Annotated in this window: 12 protein-coding genes and 1 pseudogene; 7 read left to right on the top strand and 6 right to left on the bottom strand. The window is 54.2% G+C overall.

The genetic code is table 11. The features are described from left to right. Nucleotides 1-615 precede the first annotated feature (615 nt). The gene (locus tag RBB82_RS21810) at nucleotides 616-1,776 is read left to right on the top strand and encodes an IS30 family transposase (RefSeq protein WP_433972834.1); all 1,161 of its coding nucleotides are present in this window, start codon (nucleotides 616-618) and stop codon (nucleotides 1,774-1,776) included. Between the two features lie 91 nt (nucleotides 1,777-1,867). On the opposite strand, the gene RBB82_RS21805 is transcribed toward RBB82_RS21810, so the two are convergent. The 4 genes and pseudogenes from RBB82_RS21805 to RBB82_RS21790 all read right to left on the bottom strand — a co-directional run bounded on the left by RBB82_RS21805 (nucleotide 1,868) and on the right by RBB82_RS21790 (nucleotide 6,235). After that, nucleotides 1,868-2,287 (bottom strand): hypothetical protein, encoded by a 420-nt coding sequence (locus RBB82_RS21805; RefSeq protein ID WP_433972833.1) that lies wholly within the window; start codon nucleotides 2,285-2,287, stop codon nucleotides 1,868-1,870. Between the two features lie 641 nt (nucleotides 2,288-2,928). After that, a pseudogene (locus tag RBB82_RS21800) lies at nucleotides 2,929-3,910 on the bottom strand (ISNCY family transposase); the annotation flags it as partial. 371 nt (nucleotides 3,911-4,281) lie between these two features. Further along, complete coding sequence (locus RBB82_RS21795) at nucleotides 4,282-5,631, bottom strand: ISNCY family transposase (protein ID WP_433975354.1); 1,350 nt, start codon at nucleotides 5,629-5,631, stop codon at nucleotides 4,282-4,284. Nucleotides 5,632-5,872: 241 nt separating this feature from the next. Then, nucleotides 5,873-6,235: a helix-turn-helix transcriptional regulator gene (locus tag RBB82_RS21790; RefSeq protein WP_433972832.1), complete on the bottom strand. Its 363-nt coding sequence runs from the start codon at nucleotides 6,233-6,235 to the stop codon at nucleotides 5,873-5,875. A gap of 450 nt (nucleotides 6,236-6,685) precedes the next feature. Here RBB82_RS21790 and RBB82_RS21785 point away from each other — a divergent pair, with 450 nt between their 5' ends. From RBB82_RS21785 to RBB82_RS21775, 3 genes are all read left to right on the top strand, one after another. Then, on the top strand, nucleotides 6,686-8,659 hold the full coding sequence (locus RBB82_RS21785) for a hypothetical protein (RefSeq protein WP_433972831.1): 1,974 nt from the start codon (nucleotides 6,686-6,688) through the stop codon (nucleotides 8,657-8,659). A gap of 3 nt (nucleotides 8,660-8,662) precedes the next feature. Further along, nucleotides 8,663-9,652, top strand: coding sequence for an AAA family ATPase (locus RBB82_RS21780; RefSeq protein ID WP_433972830.1), 990 nt, complete (start codon nucleotides 8,663-8,665; stop codon nucleotides 9,650-9,652). Between the two features lie 852 nt (nucleotides 9,653-10,504). Continuing rightward, entirely contained in the window at nucleotides 10,505-11,047 is a 543-nt protein-coding gene (locus RBB82_RS21775; protein ID WP_433972829.1) for a hypothetical protein, read from the top strand. A gap of 149 nt (nucleotides 11,048-11,196) precedes the next feature. Here RBB82_RS21775 and RBB82_RS21770 read toward each other — a convergent pair whose 3' ends face one another. Both RBB82_RS21770 and RBB82_RS21765 read right to left on the bottom strand, forming a co-directional pair. After that, nucleotides 11,197-11,391, bottom strand: coding sequence for a hypothetical protein (locus RBB82_RS21770; protein ID WP_433972828.1), 195 nt, complete (start codon nucleotides 11,389-11,391; stop codon nucleotides 11,197-11,199). A 1,157-nt stretch (nucleotides 11,392-12,548) separates the two neighbouring features. Then, entirely contained in the window at nucleotides 12,549-13,334 is a 786-nt protein-coding gene (locus RBB82_RS21765; RefSeq protein ID WP_433972827.1) for an outer membrane protein, read from the bottom strand. A 290-nt stretch (nucleotides 13,335-13,624) separates the two neighbouring features. Between RBB82_RS21765 and RBB82_RS21760 the strand changes: the two genes are divergently transcribed. From RBB82_RS21760 to RBB82_RS21750, 3 genes are all read left to right on the top strand, one after another. After that, complete coding sequence (locus tag RBB82_RS21760) at nucleotides 13,625-16,663, top strand: sigma-70 family RNA polymerase sigma factor (RefSeq protein WP_433972826.1); 3,039 nt, start codon at nucleotides 13,625-13,627, stop codon at nucleotides 16,661-16,663. Further along, on the top strand, nucleotides 16,660-19,866 hold the full coding sequence (locus RBB82_RS21755) for a carboxypeptidase regulatory-like domain-containing protein (protein ID WP_433972825.1): 3,207 nt from the start codon (nucleotides 16,660-16,662) through the stop codon (nucleotides 19,864-19,866). The genes RBB82_RS21760 and RBB82_RS21755 overlap by 4 nt, the downstream gene beginning before the upstream one ends. A gap of 667 nt (nucleotides 19,867-20,533) precedes the next feature. Next, complete coding sequence (locus RBB82_RS21750; protein ID WP_433972824.1) at nucleotides 20,534-23,551, top strand: Ig-like domain repeat protein; 3,018 nt, start codon at nucleotides 20,534-20,536, stop codon at nucleotides 23,549-23,551. Nucleotides 23,552-23,948: the final 397 nt, after the last annotated feature.

Raw genomic sequence — 23,948 nt, 5'->3', positions numbered from 1 at the left:
AGTAGTAATGTCCAAACTCAATAGTAGTCGTAGTGCGGTGGGAATGTGGTAATCGCCGCACTTGCGATTTCCAAGGGCTGTGGGAAGAGAGGGAAACGGCTTTATGTTTTCCTCGCTTTCCATCAGACCGTCATTTCCACCGCTGCTTTTTTGGAAAAATCGTTGAACATCAATCTCAAAAACCTTTTGTAACCCAGAATACTAGTGGGAGCCTGACAAGCGGCCGGGAGTGACTCGACGATTTCACATGAATCGAGTTCGCGGTTGATTCACCTGTTTCCTAGAGTATGTGCATGGTCTCCAATTCTTACGGCGACAACGGGCGAAACTCATCGATCGTGACCAACTCACCCCCCACATAAGCTCACACAGCCATCACCAAAAGCGCGGATGAACCAACGTTATCCCGCCACTAGCGGCATACCCGATGAACAATTATCCCGCCACCAACACACTCCCATCTCGCCACGTAAATCGGCGTGATCAGGACTGCCAATCCAGATCGAGTCCTCGAAAGTCGGACCTGGTTTTTGGGAACTTGCTCAAAACCCGTGCCAGCTCAACCGGTCGATGCAACACCATCTGATATGAATTCAATTTCAAAAGGTGGTGGTTATGGCACAAGGAAAACGGAACAGGCTTTCCACTGGGCAGAGGATCGAGATGTGGCGGCGCTGGAAGGCGGGCGAGTCGTTGCATGACATTGGTCGAGCCTTTGGTAAGGGGCATGGTTCCATTCGGTTCCTGTTGACGCAGCGCGGCGGGATAGTTCCTCCCGCTCGTCGGCGCTCACCGCGGACTCTGACGCTGGCCGAGCGGGAAGACATCTCACGAGGAATCGCAGCCGGCTTGTCGATTCGTGGGATAGCCAGCGGATTGCAACGGCCTGTGTCGACCGTGGGTCGGGAGATCGCGCGTCACGGTGGCCGTCCACTCTATCGAGCCAGTGAAGCCGATCGTCAGGCCTGGGAGTCGGCTCTGCGACCCAAGGTGTGTCTTCTTGCGAACCACGAAGAACTGCGGACGATCGTGGCCAGTAAACTGATCCTGGACTGGTCGCCGGAACAGATTTCGAAATGGTTGAAGGTAAGCTATCCCAACAACGAGAGCATGCGCGTGTCCCACGAAACCATCTACCGCAGCTTATTCCTCCAGGCCCGCGGAGTGCTGAAAAAAGAGCTGGTTCAGCATCTCCGGTCCAAGCGGCTGATCCGTCGTTCACGGCACGCGCGGGCAGCGGGACAGTCCCGCGGACAGATCGTTGATGCGATCTCTATCAGCGAGAGACCAGCGGAGGTTGAAGACCGCGCCGTTCCCGGTCATTGGGAGGGCGACCTACTTGCAGGCAGCAAGAATACTCATATCGCAACCCTGGTGGAACGGCACTCGCGTTTTGTCATGCTCATCAAGGTGCCCAGCAAAGACACAACGACGGTCGTCGCCGCGCTGAGCAAGCACGTGCTCAAACTGCCCGCGACCCTGCGGCGCTCGTTGACCTGGGACCGAGGGTTGGAGATGGCACAACACAAGAGCTTCACGGTGGACACGAACGTGAAAGTCTACTTCTGCGATCCACAGAGTCCGTGGCAGCGCGGCACCAATGAAAATACAAACGGCCTGCTAAGACAGTACTTCCCTAAGAAGACCGACTTGTCCGTCCACACTCAAGCCCATCTCAACAAGATCGCGCTGCGTCTCAACCAACGCCCGCGAGAGACCTTGGGCTTTCAAACGCCGGCGAGTAAACTGCAAGCCAGTGTTGCACCGACCGGTTGAGACCGCCCGACTTTGCGGGCACAAACGGATTATTTTCGGTTTGCCAGTGATATGGACATTTCGACCCGGATGGCCGATTCCGTCGCATCCGTTAGTCTTCTTTCAGGCCCCAGTTTGGACAGGGATTGCCGGCCACTTTTTTTCCTGCCACCCATTTGTATTTCGATTTTGGGAACAAGAACCACATGATCAAAGGGCCATTAAGGTTGTTTCTCTGGGGGAGAACGACTACGTCGAGCGTTCCCTTGCGGGGAATTACGGCTCGGTACCTGCCATCGGGCAAATGACCCAAGAAAACCGTACCATTCTGGTCGGTAATCGCAGAATGCACCAGCTTGTCTCCGGCATATAGCTGCAACGTGGTTGCAACAGCAAGCGTGTGATCAAAGAAGACCTGCAAGTCAAAAGCTTCGTCGCTGTACAGTTTTACAGGTGAAGGTGGCGGACAATCGCCTGCCCAAGCAATACAACATACAGAAAGGACAAATAGGAGTGTCGCGAGTCTCAGCATTAACATCTCGCTATGGATCGTAGCACTTGCGAGACTTCTCCTCCCGCGACAACAATTCTGCCAATTCATAGTTTCCTTAAAACGGAGTTTTGACCAAGTTCGAATCTCCCGCGCACGCCTTCGGCGCGGATGAGAGTTTGAACACCCACCCGGCAAGCAATCAAGTGGTGGCATAACGTTGTAGTGGGTGGCGGAACTCATTGTATTCCGCACCTTATTTCTCGCTCAAGTCTTCAGCCGGTCTGTTCGACCAGGCTTGGTATAGGTCCTTCTTTCACAGATTTCACAGAGATTTTCGGCATGTAGTCCGCGCCGTAGATCTGTCGCCCTCGTTTTTGGTATCCGAGCTTCCGACCGTTCGTGTGCACCTTCGGTGGAAGTGCGAGATCTTGCATTACTTTGGCTACGGCGAGCGCCTTTCCGAGGCGCTTGTTTTCGAACGTTTCGGAAAGGGGCACCTTCCTCTCATGCTTCTCGAACACGCGGTCAGGATGAGGGGGCACCTGACATCCGCCCTCGACCGGCAGTACCGAATAGTCGCGCTGTACGACGTGCTGTTCGACGACCGTTTCGGATACTTCATTGTGGCAGGGACCGTCAGCGATCGGCGTGGCTGCTTCGATGTGTTTCGGCCCATAGACCTTTCGAACTCGCTTTTGATAGCCGCCCTTCTGACTGTTGGTCTTCACCTTCGGCGGAAAGTACGAGTCTCGCTCTGCCTTGATAACGGCAAGAGCGTGGCCCAGACGCTTGTTCTCGACGATCGCTGTGTGACTGATCCTCTGATCCTTACTGAAGACGCGGTAGGGAAGCAAGAGACCCTTGGTACGAACTTCCAAGCGGCCATCCGGGAAGTCGTAAACGTCGACATACTTTCCCCCCAGTCCTTCGGTGACAGAATTTCGCTCCAGGACGATCCGCTTGCGGTCATAAGACAAGGTCAACTGGCTTCCGACGTAGCGCTGCTCGCGGTGGCACAATATATCGGTCAGTTTGTCCGCTGAGACGGAGAGGGGCCGGTGCATGTCTTCGGAGCGGAAAGGGGTGACGGCAAACCGCTCATTGTGGGCCAATAAGAAACTCGGCAAGAAGGCGTTACCTGCGTCCATGTCCGAGATGTTCGCGAGTCTGAGTTCTTTGACGAGGCGATCCTGAAGCGTGCGGTTCACGCGTTCGACGCGGCCCTTGGCCTGGCTTGAGTTGGCGCAGATAATCTCGATATTTAGCTCCGCCAATGCTCGACCAAGCTGCGTCATGCCCGCACCGCCGGCGGCGTTCGGCTTGTTTACGCGGAAGACTACGTGCTTGTCAGAGTAGAAGGCCACTGGGCACCCAAAGGCCAGCACGTAGCCGTGCACTGCGGTCAGATAGCTGTCCGTGCTCTCGCTCAAATACAAATCGAAGCTGCACCAGCCGACTGGTCGCGTCGTCGATGAAGACAAGCAAGGTGCAAGCATCACCTCGCTTCTCAAACCAGCGATGGTCGCTCCCGTCGATCTGGATCAGCTCTCCGAATGCCTCGCGACGCAATCGAGGCTGATGGAAGCGTCGGCGCTGTCTGCGGGAAAGCCATAGCCCATCGGCCATCATCCACTTCCGCAGCGTCTCTCGCGAAACCTTCAGGTCATGCTTGGTCAACGATACCCAGGATCGTAGCCGCCGACGCTTCCGTGCGCCTCCTAGATAAAACCTCAGCAAGGACCTCTATGCGCTGCAATTCGCTTCCGCTCATAACAAACTGTTCCAATCGGCACCTCTAGGACTTTGTCCAGAGGGGCAAGTATGGACGGTTCAACTTTGCAGAAAGCGGACATTTCTACTTTGCGAAACCATGTGTTGCTGCAAAGCGATAACGTCGCTGCTTCTGCAAAGCGGTTCTGTCATCATAACGCGTCGTAGTCGTCGTGCGGTGCGTAATGTGGGAATCGATGTACTCTATCGATTTCCAAGGGCTGTGGGAAGCGTGGGACAGTTTCATCGTTCCATGCTTTCCATCAGACCGTCATTTCCACCGCGGGGGGCGCCACGATTTTTGCTTTGTAATCGGGTCCGTAAAGCTGTCGGCCTCGCTTCTGATATCCAAGCTTCTCGCTGTTGGTCTTTATCTTCGGTTGATGCTTCACATCCTGCTGCGCCTTGACCACAGCGAGGGCATGGCCAAGGCGTTTGTTTTCGACGACGGCGGTATGGCTTACCCGCTGATCCTTGCTGAAGACGCGGTAGGGAAGCGAGTACCCTTTCCATCGCACCTCTAAAGGCCTGTTGGAGAAGTCAAAGATCTCGACGTACTGACCGGCCAGCTTCTCCGATAGTTCACTCCGCTCCAGAATGATCTGCTTGCGATCATAGGCAAGAGTGAGTTGCTGGCCGACATGACGTTGCTCGCGGTGGCAGAGGATATCGGTGAGTTGACTTGCCTTGACATGGAGTGAGCGGTGCAGGTTCTCTGGCTTCTGAGCAGGCACGGCGAAGCGCTCGTTGAAGTGCTCCAGGAACGCCGGCAGGAAGACGTTGCCAGCTGCCATATCGCAGATGCCAGCTAGTCGCAGCTCCTTGACCAGGCGGTCCTGGAGAGTGCGATTGACTCGCTCGACCCGTCCCTTGGCCTGACTGGAGTTCGCGCACAGGATCTCGATGTTGAGTTCGGCCAAAGCACGACCGAACTGGGTCATGCCTGAGCCTCCGCTGGCATCCGGCTTGTTGACGCGGAAGACGGTGTGTTTGTCAGAGTAGAAGGCTACCGGACAGCCATGGGCTTCGAGGTAGCCCTGCAGCGCCTGAAAGTAGGAGTCCGTGCTCTCGCTGGGCACGAAGCGCAGTTGCATCAGCTTGCTCGTGGCATCGTCGATGAATACCAGCAGGGTGCAGGGCTCGCCGCGGTCCTCGAACCAGCGGTGATCGCTGCCGTCGATCTGGATCAACTCGCCATAGGACTCACGTCTCAGCCGCGGCTGGTGAAAGCTTCGGCGCTGCTTGCGCGACAGCCATAGACCTTCGGCGACCATCCACTTGCGCAGCGTCTCACGCGAGATCGTAACCCCATGCCTCTCGAGTAAGGCCTCGGCAGCAAGCGTTGGACCAAAGTCGCGGAAGTTCTGCCGGACCAGCCCGAGCACGTACTCCTGAACGCCTGGACCTAAGCGGTTGGACGCGGGCCGACCCCGAGACCGATGGATCATCGCTCCACCACCACCAGCTCGATACCTGGCCGCCAGCCGCTGCGCCTGCCTCAAGCTCACACCCAGCACACCCGCCGCCGACTCCGTCGTCCGCCGGCCAGCAAGTACCTCGGTCAAAACCTCAACCCGTCGTAACTCCTGCTTGCTCATCTGTAGCCAGCCCAATCTTCGCCTCACGATCCTTGTTCCAAGGATCACCCGGCGACACTTTGGCTTTGCAGAGCCGTCTATTCAGGTAAAACTGCATCGCTTGAGCTTCCGCTAAGTCCGAGCTTTTTGGGAGCCCAGAATGATATCTGACTCTTATTTACCTGCAATTATTTCAGGTGAATAAGTGAATACAAGGACATTGCAGTCAACTTTGTGTCGTTATCGTCACTCGGACACTTCCGGACGACCCTTCAGATCATTTCGTCATGTTCCGCGTTGCAAGTTGAAAGTGAGCAAACCGGACTAACTCTTGGAGCGCCGCATCGTCCATATTTGAAGCCGCACTCAGAAGTAGGTTGATTTGGGATGGCATCTCTGACTGAGGCAGCATTCGCTCGACCGGAACGCCGAAAAAGCGCGCTATAGATTCGATATCTAATAATGAAGGTCTGTAAACCCCTGTTTCCCAACGAGAAATGGTGTTCGGTGTGGTGTCCATGGCCTGAGCAAGCTCTGCTTGACTTAAGCCTTTACCTGCAAACGACGCTCTGAGTTCACGGATTTTCAAGCCGACCGCGGCATAGATATCGGGAATTTGTTTACTCTTTGGGGTCCTCATGCTAAGATTCTCCCAAAATTGGAGCATAACGTTTATAGTACATTTTATTCCTCTGGTAGGAATCAAAACGTTGATGAGTAATGAGGGCTACTTCAGATTCAGCGACCCCCAAAACAAACTATTCGATTGTTACAGATATTACGTCTATTAGGTATTTTACGTCTATTCGACCGTTTGTCATTAATGAATTTAGGTCCGATTGAATTCTCGTTTTCACATATATTGTCAGGTTTGAGATATCGGCCAGCATCATTTGCTAATCGCTATAAGGACAAGATGTCAATTTCCGAACCCGTGAAGCCGATAAAGTTTGGTTTGGTTGGTCGCCCTTCAACCTTCGGATCCTTTTGACAAAGTCGGAGAGTGCAATGTCGTCGAAATCAAACCCGACGACATTGTCAAACGACCTTAGATGCCAGATTCTGCCTCTGTGTCGATGGAGGAAACATAGTGCGTCTTTTGGACACAATAAATGTCGCGCTACTCGATATTCAGCAGTGGCCAGGGGTCGACGAAGGGGCCATCGAGAATCCGGCCAAGCTTAAACAGTACAAGGCACGCCGCCTCGCCGTAGAGCTTCTTATAAATGAAGCGCCGAAAGCTCAAATTCTATCTAAGGCCGGAGTCTCCGGACAGAGCGCCGTCCGCTGGCTCAAGCGTGCCATGAAGATTCATCCCGACGGACGAATCTTCGGTTTTCGCGCACTTATTCCTTGGACCCACCTCATGCCTTATCGACGGCATGCGGTAGCGGAATGGGATCCTTGCACCACCAAGTCGGGCGGATCGGGTGCATTCTCACAACTTCTCCGAACATATCCGGAGTTGAAAGACTTAATTGATGGCCATCTTCTAAAGCGTTACAAGCGAAAGCAAATATACGAGAGCCGAATTCCCATAAAGAGCCTTCACAAACTCTTCTTGGACCGTTGCCGAAAGCTTGACCTCGACGCTGGGATGAAATATCCCTTCAACACAACTCGGCTAGCCTATGTGGCGCTATCCGAGTATGTCCGCGAATTTATTCACGCAAATGTCGCGACGACCACCTCCGCAAGGTTCGGTTCCAATGCTGCGAAGAAGCTGCAGACAGGTGATGGCTCTGCCAGGCCAGTTTCAAAGCCGTTTGAGCGCGTCGAATGCGATGCGCACCATATCGACGCGATTTTCTGTATCTTGATTCCCTCGATCTTCGGCGAACTTATACCAAAAATCATCCATCGCTTGTGGCTCGTCGTCGTGAAGGATGTTGTCTCACGAGCAACTCTCGGCTACCACTTAAGCCTTCGTGAGGAGTGCAACAAAGAAGATATTTTAGAGGCCGTCCGAAATTCTCTGAGCAAATGGGAGCCTCGTGAACTGAGAATTCCAGGGATGGAGTACGCGAGGAAGGCAGGCTTCCCGTCTAGCCACAATGCCAGGTTCCTTCGCGCTTGTTGGGATGAATTTAGCGTGGACAACGCCATGGCCAACCTCTCGGGTCCAGTGGCTGAGAAGCTGAAAGATGTTGTAGACGCAAACAGCATTGTCTTGGCGCGCCACAATCCCAACGATCGCCCCTTTGTAGAGCGATTTTTCGGTGTTCTTGAAGAAGCTGGATTTCATCGGCTTCCGAACACCACTGGAAGTAGTCCCAAGGATTCCCGGAGAAAGAATCCAGAGCTGGCGGCGGTGAAGTACTCGATCCAACTTGAACATCTGGAAGACTTAGTTGATGTGCTGATCGCCAATTCCAACAGCACCCCACACGGGGGAATAGGTTACCGTACACCACTCGAGTACCTCGAATCTTTATGTGCGAGGGAGGGAAGGTGGCCTCGGCAGGCGGATCCCTCCAAAGTTGAGCGGATTCTGAGCTTTTACAGAACGGTGAGTGTTCGGGGAGGAGCAGATACTGGGCGCCGGCCTTTTGTCACGCTCTTTGGCGTTAAGTACTCAAGCGATGTGCTAAGGCAAGCGTATAACTTGTTGGGCAAGAAACTCTCAGTTGAGATAAATCGCCGAGATTTGCGCACAGTCCGGGCCTATGCGCCAGGAGGAGCAGAATTGGGGATTTTGCGTGCTGCGCCCCCATGGCACTTAACGCCGCACACGTTGGAGATGAGGCAAACCATCAACTCCTTGGCAGGCAGAAAGATGCTTAACTACGTTGAGCAGAGCGACCCGGTCATGGCGCTGCTTGAGCATCTGGAGAAAATGGCTCTCCAAGGCAAGACCGTGCCTCCCTTGTACCTCGAAGTTCGGAAGCTGTTTACCCAACATCTGTCGGAATTTCACACGGAACCGACGCAAGAACAGACTGAGACGATGCCGGCGACGAGGTTGGATAAAGGGAAGAATGAGGATAGCGGGTCTATCTTATCCAGCCCAATGTTTCAGAGATCGCCTGAACCACCTCACCGACGTAAAACGGTGAATGGATAAACCATGAATGACATCTATCATCTGCCGGAAAGTCAGCAGCACCCAATTGTGCGCGGCCAATATGCGCTCAATACACCCCCGATCGATGAGTTTATCGCCACTATTTGCGAGTGGATTGATAGTCGCGTAACCGGCGGTTACATTTACGGTGTCTCCAGGCTAGGAAAAAGCCGGGCGGTAAAGTTTTGGGTCGAGGCAAGATTGGCTGAAAAGTACCATGGATTATTGCCATTCTTCCGATTAATTCATAAACGCCACGAGCGCCACTCCGAGATCGAGCTTCTCATGGAGTTGCTGGAAGCAAGTCGTCACAAATACGCGAAGAGTAATAGCCGCAAAATCTTGTTGGATCGTCTGGTACGACTTTATGCCACTCGCGCGAGGAACGCGGGAAGCAACCATATCGTGTTGATGATCGATGAAGCGCAGGATATGCGCGATCCGGAGTACCGGACAATCTGCAACCTGCAAAACGAATTAGAAGATTGCGGGTTTCAGCTCACAGTGATCTCGGTCGGATCGCACGAACTCACGTATCAGCATGAGATCTTTGTGCAGGCTGGTGACATCCATTTGATTGCTAGATTTATGGTTCGTGATGCTCCCTTTCGAGGAATTCGCGACGCTACCGAGCTACGATCTGTCTTGGAAGGTTACGACTCGGATTCGGAATGGCCAGAGAAGAGTGATATCAGCTTCACGAAGCACTTTTTCCCGCGCGCATTCGACGGAGGCTTTCGAATAGCGGGTTACAGCACAGAGCTTTGGAACATTTTTCTGGAGATGGGCCCACATCGTCCAGGATTTAGGCTTGAGGTCCCTATGGAACACATTGCCAAAACTGTCGAAGGGATCTTTCGCGATTTCAGTGATGCCCACATGATCGACAACGATCTCTCACACGGAGACCTGATCATGGAAGTCGAAAAGACCGCATATAGAAGGCATATGAGGGCCGTTTCCTATATACCAAGCAGTGCCAGAGGCAAATAATAGATGCCCGTTCTCGCGTGGCCTGACAAAGCCGTGCGCCCTTATGAGTCTTTGTGGTGTCTCACGCAGCGCTTCCTGTGGCTCAATCGACCGAGCTGTGCTGATTTGATTAAAACACTGCAGATATCGAGCAACGGCGTTTCCACCCTGTCGCTAATTGGCAACCCAATGCCGGAAGGATGCGCGAAGCAAGAAGCGCTACGGAAACTTCTGCGACTGTCCTCAATCCAATGGCGCCGTGCGGTCATGGATACAACGGAGTTTGCGAGTCAAATCTGTCTTGGCATGCGGTTCTGCAGCGAGTGTTTAGGAAGTGCGTATCACACTGCACTTTTTCAGTTGCTGACGATCACACATTGTCCAGTTCATGGCTCGGAGCTTATCCGCGGTTGTCCGCACTGCGGGCAAGAAGTTCCTACGACTTTGGAAAGGTGTTTCATTCGAATTCCTTTTGGGTGCCGTCACTGTCAACGGATGTTCGTAGAGGCTTCCGTGGTCCTGGAACCGCCATCCCTTGGTTCCCTCCGTGCAATTGGGGAGATTGCCGATTGGTATCGATGGGTTGCAGATCTGCCGAGAATGGAATCCCGTCCCTCGCCCAACGGGCAAACGGAGTTGTCATGCATTGATGCGTCGGTTTTGTCCCTTCTGGAGATGGTGGGAGGGAAGCGAGCGCCGAAGGCAATCCAATTGAACCGGGTAACTCTCGTTGACGAAGCCTTGCTGGTTGCACGTTTCGGAGGGCGCCCGAGCGACGACGGATCCGATCTTGATAGGGATCAGAGAATGGCTCTCTTTTACAAAGCCTATCGGCGTCATCTCCAAAAGAGGATGCGAGGGATACGAGTGCACATGCTGGCTTACGTGCGCCGTTTGGACAGCTCACTGGACATCCCAGTTTCTCAGTCTTTGCTGGAGGCTAAAACTGGAGCATTTGCGCTCCTTCTTTTCCGCTATACGATGGAACAGTGGAATGATCTGCGTTCCTTCTCCCATCCGAGAAGCTCTCATTGGAGCACTCCACACCATACTTTCGCCATCCCTATGGAAGCCGTGGGCGTACGTCTGTATCGGGTCGGGCGTTTGTGCTCACCGGTCGAAGTCCGTTGGCTGATGGATCATTTTTTTATTGAAGCAATCCGGGGAGTATTTGCTGAAGGCTTCTTCCGAGCCGGTGCGATGGTTCGTTCCGGGAAATACTTTTTGGAGAATCTTTCCCAAGCGGCACGCCACACCCAACCCTACTCGGTGGGCACCTTTGACCGAAACGGTCGGCTTGGGTTTTGGTCACTCAGGCTGAACGATCGCTTCTTTAGAGCTGGAGTGGAAGGCCAAGGTCAAAAAAATGAACCCGAGTCGGTAGTGCTGGAAGGGAAGCTGGCATCTGAGACCTGAAAATACCGATTCTGCTGCGAAAGGCTCGAAAGCGATTGATTCGAATTTGTTCGATGAGACCGAATTCTCTGTACTAGTTCTCGTCAGCTGATCTGGACGTTAGCAAGGTAACCGAAACAAATCCTAGACTTTTCATAGCCAACTTGTCATTAGGCGTGGGTTGTATCGTCGGGAAAAAGGTCTGGCGTTTCCTGACGTAGATCCTGCGCTCTTTCAGAGGGGCTGAGGAAGCCCTCCGGAACACCAGCTTTATCGAAAGCAGCGAAGATCTCCGTCAACGCCTCGCGGCGTGATCCCGATCTGGTTTCCCTTGGCGCAACTTTGGGGTTTTCGCCTTCTATCATGATGTCATCTCCGCCGCCTCCATTATCGCTCTTGGGATCTCTGAGGGGTTAGAAAATAAGTGGGTCAGCGGGTTGCTTTCCTACTACGCTCGGGCACCATTGACGCGGTCGTGAACGAAGACCCGAAGGAAACGCGCAGCTCTGGGGGGAGTACGCCGGGCGGCATCGGCCATACTTCGGAGAACCGAATGTTCTCAGGTGTTAGCCTTTTTGTTTCGCGGCATCCACCCATTCTTAAGATCTTGTTAGCCCGGCAAATTGTCTGCGACGTCCTAACAGGGAATGATGTAAATATCCTAAGAATGCGGGGAGCTTTCGGCATACCCCAGCCAGCAACTGAATGTAGATTTCTGTGCTGTGCAATCGCCAAGTATTTAATAATGTGGCGTTACGAACAACACCAAGCTGCAGCCGGGATATGAGCGAACTCGACGTTGCGAAGCTGAGGTCAGATCGGCGCGGGCTTTGCCATGAGCCCACGAGCGAGTGAACGGTACAGACGGGTTATTCAGTCCGATTTCGCGGGTGAAGATCTTTGTCTAAGTTGAACTTATGTGTACAGTCGAGCACGTTTCGCCCTTCCATGCCGGCCGAGAAATGGAAGGGTCGACGTTCTTCTCGACCGTTCTTTTCATAGGCCCAGATACGGTGGACGGAAAACCCAACGTCTTTTCAGGGTGATGTAGATGGCGCCAGAGGTGACGCAGAAAATGTGGAATTACGTCGCTTTCCAGCCCGTTCTCGATGGCCAGATCGCTGCATTTTATGCACAATGTCACAATCGCATCCATCCCGGAGGCATCGGGCCTAATCAGGTGAATGCAAAGAGTCACTTCGTCTCCTTTCTTGTCGCAGCCGCGGCATCTCGAGCGATCGCGATGCAAGACGCGCATTCGCAATCGCGGCCAGTTGGACTGAAGCTCCTTTCTTCCGATTAAGATCGGGCGCGGCGATTGCTGCTCAGAAATCGAAGGTGAGGACGGTGCAAAGAAAGCAATCGGCTTTCGAAAAAGGTGATAGATGCTTGGGGCAATTCTCATAGGATAAATCCTCTCGTCGCGAGGACGATGGGCTCGTCCCGCGAAGTTGAAAGAAACAACTGTGACCATGCGCATTTCAAGGACTGAAGTGATAGGGTTCGGCAAAAGAGTCCGACCTCAATGTGATTTCGTCGGATAGCGGGGTTTCTTTGCTCCTCCGAACCGATACACGAGACTTACCGTCGGCATATTGGTCACTGTAAATAGCTTCGTGATTGGAAAATTACGAGAATAATAAGCAAAATCAGGGCTCTTATAGAAGAGCCCGCGATACTCCGCACGAACGTCGATGTGACTCGTGAGCTTGTAGTTCATTCCAGCGCCGAAGACCATCGCGGGGCGTGTCTGCTGGCTCGCTGGCGAGTGGCTTTGCGTCGGAATAAAGAAGAGGCCGCCCCCGCCGAATTGTCCGAAGGTGGTGAATCGCCTATTCCGAGGCCCTGCGACCACAGAAGCAATCGTGAGCTCGTACATATTGGTTTCGATCGAGCCTTGAGAAAACGAAGCAAAGGGCTTGAATGTTGAACTTTGCGAGGGGATGAAGGCTGCACCGTAAGAGTAGCTTTCGGCGAAGCGAGTGTATCCGACGTTTACGTTGTATCCGAGCCAGGGCTTGAACGATTGATGGAAGGTCCCAAGTACACCGGCCGAAGGCGAGGTCCCTTGCGTCTTCTGAATAACGCTGACTCCAAAGTCTTCTACGGTGGTGGTTGTTGGTATGCGCGTGCCCGTTATCTGGCCGAAGGCGCCAAGCGAAATGTCCATACCTGGCGTGAAGTTCTTTTCAGTGGAATTCGGGTTAGCGGTTTGCGCCGGTCCCTCCGGAACTCCGAACATGCCAATGCCGAATGCGGCAATCAGAACCGATAGTGAGTGGCGAGGTTTCAACTGCAACAGTGCCAAGGTTTACTTTCTCCTTATGACCTTCACCCATAAAGAGCTGGTCTTCGGCCGAATCTACCCTGAACATCCGCAACATTTTTTTTTCAGTGGCCTACCCGACCCTGAAATCCGATGTGACACTTTGGTTGCCAACGGTTCTGGAGATCAAGATGTGGAAACCGCCATTTCGCTGAGATTAAAAAATATGTGATTCTCAGAAATAGGCAAAGCGGTTGGCAACGGATGAGGTTCTAAAATAAATTTCGAGCCTCAGGGTAGATTCGGCAGGGATCTTTCCTCTTTAGGAGTAAATGGAGCAACGCAAACTCAGGGGAAGCGAACCCGCACAGGCGATTCAGACCGAGCAGCTGCTGGTTACACGCTATAATCAGCTCCTACATTGGGGCGCTATATTGACGCGGGGGGACGCAGGTAAAGCCGAGGACATCGTCCAGGAGCTCTGCCTGTATTTCACCCTCACGAAGCCGGACCTCCGAGAAGTCTCCAACCTCGACGGGTACCTCTACACCTGCCTCCGGCACATCTATCTCTCCAGTCTGTCTCGTTCGTCTCGAGAAGCGCTGCGTTTCGTCAGCATCGCTGACTTCGACTCGTTTGATTTCGCGATCGCTGCGCATCAATCCGGCGATCCGCTGCAGACGCAAAATGACCTAAGGCGCATCTGCAACTATGCAGTATGGCGAAAGGAGCAGTCGAAGAGCGCCAGCTATTTCATTCTCCATTTCTTCCACGGCTACTCCCGTCGAGAGATCGCAGACCTGGCATGCCTGCCAATCTCCGCAATCTACAACAAACTTAAGAGCGCTCGGTCCGAGGTCAAATCTCACCTCGATGAGACCGGCAAGCTTCGCATAATTGCTGTCGATCCCACGCCCACTCCCCACTTCTCATGGAGCCTGCTGTCTGCAGAGGAGCTCTTCAAAGAACTGCGCAAGACCATTCTGCATGCGCGGACCAGCGAATGCCTTCCTGAAGACACGTTACTCGCACACTACCGTTCTTCCAGACCGACTCCGCTTGGCTGCTCGCTTCTTTCGCATATCGTCAGCTGTGAGCGTTGCCTCCGTATTATCGATGATCATTTCCGCAGGCCAACACTGAGGGAACGCGAAGCCCTGGACAGTGTCGGCTCGTCTTCGGAGGGAAGCATCAACAACCACGAACCCGGAGTGAAAAGTCAGAGGGCCATGTTGCAATCGGTTAGGAAACGTTGGGAACGGGTCCATGAGCATCGTCCCAGCACCTTATCGATCGCTGTCAACGGAAAGATCATTGCGTTTCATGACGTGCAATCGCAACGCAGCAGTCTTTCCGCGCGGGTAGACACCGCGGAGAGAGAACGGTTCGTTGAGGTATTTAGCGAACAGGACGTCCGCTTGGCCCTGCTGTCAGTGGGTGAGCCACCACCAGATGGACCTCGTGAGTTAAAGCAGTACGTAAGCCTCAGCGATTCTCGCTGGCTTGAATTGAGTCTTACCTTCGACGGTTTGGGGTTGAACAGCGAGGTCATCTATTTCGATCCAGCTTTGGCGACCGATGCGGTGGAAGTAGAGGCCGAAGACTTCGCTCCGGAGTTGACCCCGATATCCCGCGATTCGACCGATTTCTCTTATTCGCCACTACGTCCGACGACGTCCTGGATATCATTGGCCTTCAATCGTCTTCTGCGTCCACTGATTCCATCTTCCGCGCTGACCTGGGCGCTCGCACTCACCATCCTCGTCAGTTCCATAGGTTACCTGGCATATCGCCATGCAAGACTGCCGATGGACGCGGAAGAGATCCTGAAGCGTTCAGTCAAGATGGAGACTGCGAGCCTGCAGGGGCAGACCGAGCACCAAGTTATGAGCGTGGAGGAGGTCTCGGAGGACGGGCGGATTCTCCAGAAAGGCGCCATCGATCTGTGGAAGGATGGCAATGGCAGTAGATATATGCGCCGCTTCTACGACTCGCAGCACCGATTGCTTGCCGCAGAATGGCGAAACAAGAGCGGTGAGCACCGTTCTCGTCTCAAAGAGCAAGATAGGGGGAGGTCTCATGTGCATCGTGCCCTTTCGATGAGTGGACTCTGGGACCAGGATCTCTCTGCCTCTGCCTTCACGGAGTTCGGTGGTCTAAATCCACATCTCGCCGCTGTCGACGGTGGCTATGAGTTAACGACCATCGGTCCGGTAAAGGACCATCCGCAAGTGATATCAGCGACTCTTGTTCTCGATGACCATCTCTTGCCTACTCGGCAGATCCTGCGGGTTCGTGCGGGATCCGAGATACACGAGATTCGGTTTGTACAGACCGGCTTTGAACGGAAGCCGTCCTCCGCTGTTCCGGATACGATCTTTGATCCTGGATATATCGACCCTCATTCCGCTCAAGACCTCCATCCCCACTCCGGCCCCGACGACCTGTCGGCCGGGACTGTATCCGATGTGAAGCTGGCGCAGTTACAGATCTCTGTTCTCTATCAGCTCAATAGCCTCCAGGCCGACATCGGTGAACCGATCGAGGTGACGAGGACACCGGAAGGGCGACTTCGTGTCTCTGGCGCTATTGCAGAAGACGTGCTCAAACGGGAGATTGTCTCGCACCTGGAAGCGCTGGAGGACCATCAACTGCTTGACCTTCGACTCACCTCAGGGCGCGATCTTCGAGAGCAGGCTTCTTCTCTCGGCCGCCCGGGAACACCTGAGGATACGAGTGTTTACGATATCGGTTTGTCAAAGCCGATCATCGAAGCCACCCTCCGCAAACACTTCGAGACAAAGGGTATCTCTGGGAATGCTCTGAACGCTTCCGTTGGACAGTATTCCCGCGACGCGCTTCAACACGCCCAGCGCGCTCTTCAAAATGCGTATGCCTTGCACCGGCTAGGTAGCGCCCTTTCCGCAACCGAATTCAGTTCGATCGGCCTAACTTCCCAGGAGCAATGGACGGAGATGGTTCATAAACATGCGGCAGACTTGGAAGGACAGCTCCGAGCGCTTCACGGACAGTTAGTCGAGATTGTTCCCTTCAGTGAAAGGTCATCGAATCCCACGGAACATCTGGTTGAGATAGAGAGTTCGTCGCAATTCAACAATGCTGCCATGGAGCTTCTGCATCAGACGCAGGACCTTAACTCCGACATCGGTCAGCTATTTACCGCCAACCCGACAGCGGCGGGACAATCTGATCCGGATTCGCTGCTGTCTACAATCATGAAGGCCATACCTTTGTGGCAGGCGGAGCAAGTCACTCGCTTCGCGAGCAAGTTGAAGAATTCGGAAAGGTCGGCACTGGCTGATCCGGCTAAGCGCGACGATGGAGAAGGGACACTTAAGCAGCCGCAGTGAAGAATACGCCTAGAGTAATTGACAGAGTCCTACTCGGTACGAAGTGGCTTCGCTTCGTATTTTTATTGATTGGTCTACGCGCCTTGGCCCAAGTTGGCACCGCCAACGTCATGGGTACCGTGCAGGACTCGTCCGGTGCGGCTATTCCAGAATCAGCGGTGAAGCTTGTCAACAGACAGACTGGAACGGAGAATGATTCGAAGACTAGCGGCGATGGCAGATTCATCTTGGCCGGGGTCATCCCGGGATCGTATACACTCCAGATTGAGCGCGAGGGATTCGCCACAACGCAGCTCAATGGAATCGTTCTGAACGTCGGCGACACCAAAAATCTGCTCATCCGCCTGAAGGTTGGCTCTGTCTCAGAGTCTGTCACCGTCGATGCCAGTGGCCTTACCCTCAACACCACGGATGCAGCCGTCAGCACCCTCGTCGATCGAAAGTTCGTCAACAACATTCCCCTGAACGGCAGAAGCTTTCAGGACCTGATCTCCATGACTCCGGGCGTAGTGACGCAAAGCCCGCAGGCGGCCGCTCAAGGTACCGCAACACCAGGAGACTTCAGCGTAAACGGGCAACGTCCATCATCAAATTCCTTCTTTGTCGACGGAGTCTCAGCCAACATCAACTTAGGTTTAACCAACGGCTCTTCAAGAATCACTACCTCCGGATCGAGCGCAGGGGCGACGGCCCTCGGGACAAGTCAGAGTCTGGTATCGATCGACGCTCTCCAGGAGTTTCGTGTCCTCAGCTCCTCGTACTCCGCAGAGTATGGCCGCACACCCGGCGGACAGTTCACGTTTCTAACTCGCTCCGGAACGAGCGCCGTTCATGGAAGTCTCTACACCTATTGGCGAGACAATGCGGTAGATGCTCCCGATTGGTTCGCTGCCTATCTCTTCCCCAAATACAATTCCTTTTTAGGGTTCACTCCATACATTCCCCCTCCGCCGAGGTTTAGCCAAAACGACTTTGGAGGAACTATCGGAGCTCCTATCGTTCTTCCAGGAAGCTTCTATGGGCACGACAAGACGTTCATCTTTGCTTCGTACGAAGGTCTTCTTCTATCTCAACCGACGCCGGCCAATCTTATTTATGTGCCATCCAGAGCTATTCGCGACGCTTCGGCACCTCTCTACAATGGGGTGTTCAATTTCCTCGGCGCTGGCGCTAGCTTTAATAATGGATCCAGCGTGCTAAGCCCGTTAGTAATCTACTGTTGTTCACTCCCCGCACGTGTCGATTCCACAAGCCTTCGAATCGACCACACCGTTTCACCTTGGCTCTCTTTATTTTTTCGATATGGAGATACCCCGAGCTCTAGCCAGACACTGCAGCAGCTCTCCTCCTATACGACAAGCCGTGTTCATACCCAGACCTTCACACTCGGAGCAACCTCGCAGCTATCCACAACCAAAAGCAACGATTTTAGATTCGGGGTGGCAGAAAACAGCTCGAGCGTGTACACCGACCTAAGTTCGACGCCTTTTCCTTATATGTACAGCCTCAACAACGCTCTCGGCATCCCCGAGACAGCTGGCCCGAGCCGTGCGGACGTCTTCATTCATATTCCCGGCATTGGCGACAGCGAAGAGAATAGCAACAGCACCAGCAGCCTTCTCCGTCAATGGAACTTTCGAGATACCTTCAATCTGCAGAAGTCGAACCATCTATTTAAATTCGGCATCGACAACCGGCACATAGCCTCCACCCTGACACCAGCGGCTGTGTCCGTTCAAGCTGATTTTTTCACCCCACAGTCGGTGGTTGCTACCCTCGCCTCCGACATCGTGATCAGCAAAAGCGCCCCGGGAAGCCCAGTCCTCAACGAGTTCTCCGCCTTTGCTCAGGACGAGTGGCACGTATCCAGTGCGCTCACTCTATCCATGGGCCTGCGTTGGGAGGTTGATCCGCCTCCACATGGAAGCCACGGAACAAACGCATACACCACTCGCGGCAGCATCGATTCTCCCACCACGCTCAGCCTCGCACCCAGAGGGACTCCACTTTGGCACGCCAACTGGTTCAATCTCGCGCCCCGCTTCGGCGCAGCCTGGATGATCAAGAGTGAGCCCGGCGGAGAGTTGATCCTCCGTGCTGGCGCGGGAGTCTTCTTCGACACCGCCAATCACCCCGCACTGGGCGCCTTCAGCGGCGTCGGCTTCACCACCACTTCGTACTACGAAAATGCTCCCGTTCCCGTCACCTCTGCGCAGCTCGATCTCTCTAACTTACCGGGGCCTGCCTCCGCTCATTCACTTGTCTTTGCATTCCCCTCCCACCTCCAGCTTCCTTACAGCACGCAATGGAACGTCGGCCTGGAGAAAGCTCTCGGCAAAAGCCAGGCACTCACCATCTCCTACGTTGGAGCGCACGGCGAACGGCTCCTGCAGGAGCAACGCAAAGATATCAGCCAGCTCAACCCCAGCTTCGGAGATGTCTCTTTCTTTCCGAGCGGCTTAACCTCCAACTATCAGGCACTGCAAATGAAGTTCCAGCGATCCATCTCCCCGGGCATTCAAGCGCTGGCTTCCTACACCTGGGCGCACACCCTGGACTACGGATCGACCGATCCCCTCTATCCATTGACCTATGGAAACTCCGACCTCGATGTCCGCCACAATGTCGAGGCGGCGCTCTCCTGGGAACTCCCCAGGCCCATGAAGAGCCGCTTGATGAAATATGTCCTTGGAAGCTGGGTTGTCGACGGAAGACTCATCGCACGAACCGCCTTTCCAGTGACACTTCTCGGAAACCTATTCTCCGACCCTGCCACGGGAGACAGATACTACAACGGAGTAGACCTGGTACCCAATCGTCCGCTTTACTCCTACAACTCACAATTTCCCGGCGGACGAATCCTCAACGGAGGGCCAACCTCAACAAATCCGGCCTTCATCCTTCCCGATGGTACTGATCCAGGTAACGCCCCCCGAAACTTTGTGCGCGGTTTCAACGCTGTGCAGGCAAACCTCGCTTTACGACGAGAGATGCCGATCTACGAACGCGTCGCGTTTCAGTTCCAGGTCGATGCGTTCAACGTCCTGAATCACCCCAACTTCGGATACATCGATCCATCGCTCAGCCATGCACTTTTCGGGCAGACGACCGAAATGCTAAACCAGAGCTTCGGCTCGGACGGCTCTCTTTACCAGCAAGGCGGTCCTCGTTCAGTTCAAATTTCTGTCAAAATTCTCTTCTAGATGAACAAACTCGGCATTAGCACCTCAAGCGGGGCGTCTGCCTGGGTCCATTGTCTCGGAGGCCGGAGGTGCCGGTTTGCGGAACGCGAATAGCTCCTCAATAGGCTTCCCCCGGCACCCATGCGACTCCGCCGCGCGGAATTGGCGCAGACGCAATTGTCTGCGCTACTTTGTACCTGAACGCAAACCTTGCCTTTGCAACATGACCGCATGGGCAGGGGTTCTCCGAGCCGCTACTCCGGAATGAAGCTCAATCAACGAAATCAATATTGTGACCAACTGTCGGGAATTGGTAAGAAAAATGTTCTCAGTAGGGTAGATGTGGCGGAGAATCTCCTCTTTATGAATGAACGTCCTTATAGAGGGTTACCCTTGACATAATCGCAATCAAATTCAAGATTTTCTTCCTTCCGGATGAACTTCAACTTTCTTCTCATTCCTCGCCATCTTGAGAATAGTCCGCCGCGAACTTTGCTTGAACGATGTAGGCTGGCGGGTTCGGGGTGGGTTATGAGTTCCAGCAGTGGAACGGTATCACGCCCAACGATCTAAGCCCTCGCGTCTCAGTGTTCGAATGGCGTATCGCTTCCATTGATCGTACTTTCCTTTTTCACGGAGCCTGTAGTTGGATTCACCAGTGCCGTAGCAACGCCTAAGAGAGTTCACAATGACCCGGTCCCACCGCACTATCTATCTTGTCCCTATCCTTAGCGTCATGGCCGCGTTTCTGTCGTCAGCAGACGCTCAACAGACGATCCATGTCCCGGCCGATCAGCCCACCATCCAGGCAGCAATCAACGCCGCCCAGAATGACGACACGGTTCTCGTCTCGCCAGGCACCTACAACGAGAACATCGACTTCAAGGGCAAAGCCATCGTTCTTACCACCGGAGCCGAAGCCTTTTCTGACGCCTCAGTTGCTTCAACGATAATCAACGGCTCTACCGACGGTCCGGTCGTCAGCTTCGAAACAAATGAGCCCGCTGCCTCGATCCTGAACGGTTTCACTATACAGAACGGTCACGCCAGCGTGAGTTCCGGACTCGGCGCCGGCGGAATCTTCATTTCAAATGCCTCGCCGCAAATCACAAATAATGTCATCACTAACAACATCGGTTGTGGCGTCCATGTCGTCCATCTCGCAAGCCCGCTCATACAAGGCAACGACATCAAACAAAATACCTACCCCAATACACCCACGGACGTTCTTTGCCACTCAAGCTACGGAGGCGAGGTGTCTGGAACAGGCCTTGCCATCGATCAGGCCGGGACTGTTCAAGTCTTCGGGAACACGATCGAGGACAATATTCTCAACGAAAACACCGCCGCCGGCGGGGTCTGCGGTGCAGGAGTGACCATTTCCTCCGGCACTCAGGTTGTTTTGCAAAACAACATCATTCGCAACAACCACGCCACGTTCTCTCCCGGCTTCTGCGAAAATGTACTTCCTCCCGTAAGCAACTTGGTGCTGAAACAGAACCTTTTCTACGGAAATGTCAGCCTTACTGGACGTGCTCCAGTTCAGGTGTACTTGACGGGGACATTCGCCGCACCATACCCCTCAGTCACGGAGGTCGACAACACAATCTACGGAGCGGGGCAGGAACTCCTTCTGACCTTCGCACAATCAACTATCGCGAATAACATTTTCGTTAACAACCTAGGGCCGTCTAATATTCCTGAACTAGGTGCAGGCCTTTCCTGTGTTGACCCTGAAGCCCAATCCTCCCCAATCACCATCAGCCACAATGACATCTTCAACACTGGTCAGTTTCAATCGGGTGGCTGTACTCTCGGCTCCGCCAACCTCTCGGTCGATCCGCTTGTCCTTAATGTCTCGGACGACTTCCACACTCAGCCGACATCGCCGGTCGTTGCCGCCGGTGATATCAACGCGCCACTCCTTCCATCCGCCGATCTGGATGGAAGAGCACGCACGGTCTGCGGCACGATTGATATGGGCGTGTACGAGGTCCATCCCCATCCGCCCATCACGCTTGCCGGATCTCCTCAAACCGCGCCCGGCCAATCCAACGTGACCTTTACCGCCACGGTCACAGGCGGCAACTGCAACATGCCCACAGGAGTTGTCACGTTCCTCGACGGCACAACCGTTCTCGGCACCACTCCCCTAAACACCAGCGGCGTAGCCACCTTCTCCACATCCTTCCTCTTCGTCGGCACTCACCCCATCACTGCAACTTATTCCGGCGATTTCAACTTCGAAGACTCAATCTCCAACGTCGTCACAGAGATCATTACCGGGCCGCCCACCACAACCGTCCTCAGCACCGTCAGCCCAAATCCCGCGCGGCCACTGCAGGCGATCACAATGACCGCAACCGTAAGCTCCGAGTTCACCACCCCAGCCGGCAACGTGAACTTCATGGCAAATGGAACAATACTGGCACCCGTGCCACTGGCCTCCAACGGAACCGCCCGCGCCACAGTCAGCACCCTTCACGCCGGCATCTACAACATCACTGCGATCTACGGAGGCAGCACCGAGTACGCCGCAAGCACCTCGAACGCAATCGTCGAGACAGTGCTTGGAACAGATACAACATCCACACTCACTGCCTCGCCCAATGCCGCGATTCCTGGACAATCCGTGATGCTCACGGCAACCGTCTCCGGATCGCAAACTGGAATTCCGTTCAACGGAATTGTCACCTTTAAAGATGGAGCGAATACGCTGGGCGCTGTTCCTATCGGGACAAACGGAGTAGCCAGCTTCAGTACCTCCGCCCTCCTCACCGGCACTCATCCCATCACAGCAATCTACAGCGGCTCCTCAGACTACAACACCAGCGTCTCCAACACAGTCGTTGAGGTCGTCACCGCCATCCCCACCAGCATCGGCCTCAGCATCTCACCAAACCCAGCGACTGCGGGTCAGAGCGTCTCCATGATCGCAACCACGGTCTCAAACCCTCCCAATCAAACACCCACCGGCACTATCACCTTCTCGGATCAATCGGGAATTCTCGGCACCGCTCCTCTAGTCGCGGGCGTCGCGTCCTTCACCACAACCACGCTCACCGCAGGCACCCATCAAGTAGCTGCGACGCTCAACTCGTCCGGAAGCTTCGCTCCCACCACGTCCGCAGTCGTCTCCGAGGTAGTCAACACATTCGACTTCGCCCTCACCGCCTCCACTACATCACTCACGATTCCCGGCAACGATTTTCAGGTTATTTACGTCACCGTGACTCCATCCGGCGGATTCCCCCGCGCCGTCAATCTCACATGCTCTCCGGCGCCACTCTATGCAGAGTGCGTCTTCGAGCAATCCACTACCCACCCGCTCTCCAGCGGCCCCCAGACGATGAAACTGACCGTCAGCACCAGCTCGGTCTTCCGCTACGGCAAACAGGTCAGCAGCAACTCTTCCGGCCAACAATCACGCGAGCACAACGCAGCCGTTCTCTCCGGTCTGCTCCTGCCCATTTTTCTGCTGTGCGGTATCTCCATCGAGGCTCCGCACTGCTTCCACCAACGCAGCAAACGTCTTCTGCTGCTGTTGGCCATAGCCTCATTCGGCATCAGCCTGCAAGGCTGCAGTGGCAGGTTGCCCCTCGGTACATCGCCCGGCGACTACGTGCTTACAGTGACAGCTTCCGACGCGGCCCCCACTAACGCCTTGGCCCATAGCCTCAAATTGGATCTTCATGTACCTCAATAGCCCGTAAAACCTGCATCCACCCCCGTCAGCTTGCCCGGACTTTCTAGAATGAGGTCAATAATTGACCTGTCTCAATGCGTGACTCGCCCTACTCGCAACGGTTGTCCGAATTGTTCGGATAAATAAGTTGTGGCGTGAGGTACAAGTGCTGAACTCGGCTGTCACCAATGCTCATTGAGCGGGTACGATTCAGGCGTATAGTGCAAACCACAATCAAATTCACTCCTCTTGACTAACAGAAAACTTGCATCTTTAGTCGAACTTGCAGCACAGTGGTCTCGACTTGCACCGGCAGAGCGGGGGCGGGAAGCGCCACAGGAGAGATGCGATGACTTTCAAAGGTTTCTCGACTCGGCTCCAAAGTTGCCGCCAAAACCAGAAGACCAGTAGAGCAACT

Origin of the sequence: Tunturiibacter lichenicola (assembly GCF_051013355.1) — a bacterium.
In the GTDB taxonomy this organism is placed as follows: domain Bacteria; phylum Acidobacteriota; class Terriglobia; order Terriglobales; family Acidobacteriaceae; genus Edaphobacter; species Edaphobacter lichenicola_F.
Note: the sequence above shows the minus strand (reverse complement) of the source record. Positions and strands in the feature narration are given on the sequence as shown.

Bases quoted from the DNA above. Each gene is read 5' to 3' on its own strand.
- RBB82_RS21810 (WP_433972834.1), top strand. From the start codon at position 616: ATGGCACAAGGAAAACGGAACAGGCTTTCCACTGGGCAGAGGATCGAG.
- RBB82_RS21805 (WP_433972833.1), bottom strand. From the start codon at position 2,287: ATGCTGAGACTCGCGACACTCCTATTTGTCCTTTCTGTATGTTGTATT.
- RBB82_RS21790 (WP_433972832.1), bottom strand. From the start codon at position 6,235: ATGAGGACCCCAAAGAGTAAACAAATTCCCGATATCTATGCCGCGGTC.
- RBB82_RS21780 (WP_433972830.1), top strand. From the start codon at position 8,663: ATGAATGACATCTATCATCTGCCGGAAAGTCAGCAGCACCCAATTGTG.
- RBB82_RS21775 (WP_433972829.1), top strand. From the start codon at position 10,505: ATGCTGGCTTACGTGCGCCGTTTGGACAGCTCACTGGACATCCCAGTT.
- RBB82_RS21770 (WP_433972828.1), bottom strand. From the start codon at position 11,391: ATGATAGAAGGCGAAAACCCCAAAGTTGCGCCAAGGGAAACCAGATCG.
- RBB82_RS21760 (WP_433972826.1), top strand. From the start codon at position 13,625: ATGGAGCAACGCAAACTCAGGGGAAGCGAACCCGCACAGGCGATTCAG.
- RBB82_RS21750 (WP_433972824.1), top strand. From the start codon at position 20,534: ATGACCCGGTCCCACCGCACTATCTATCTTGTCCCTATCCTTAGCGTC.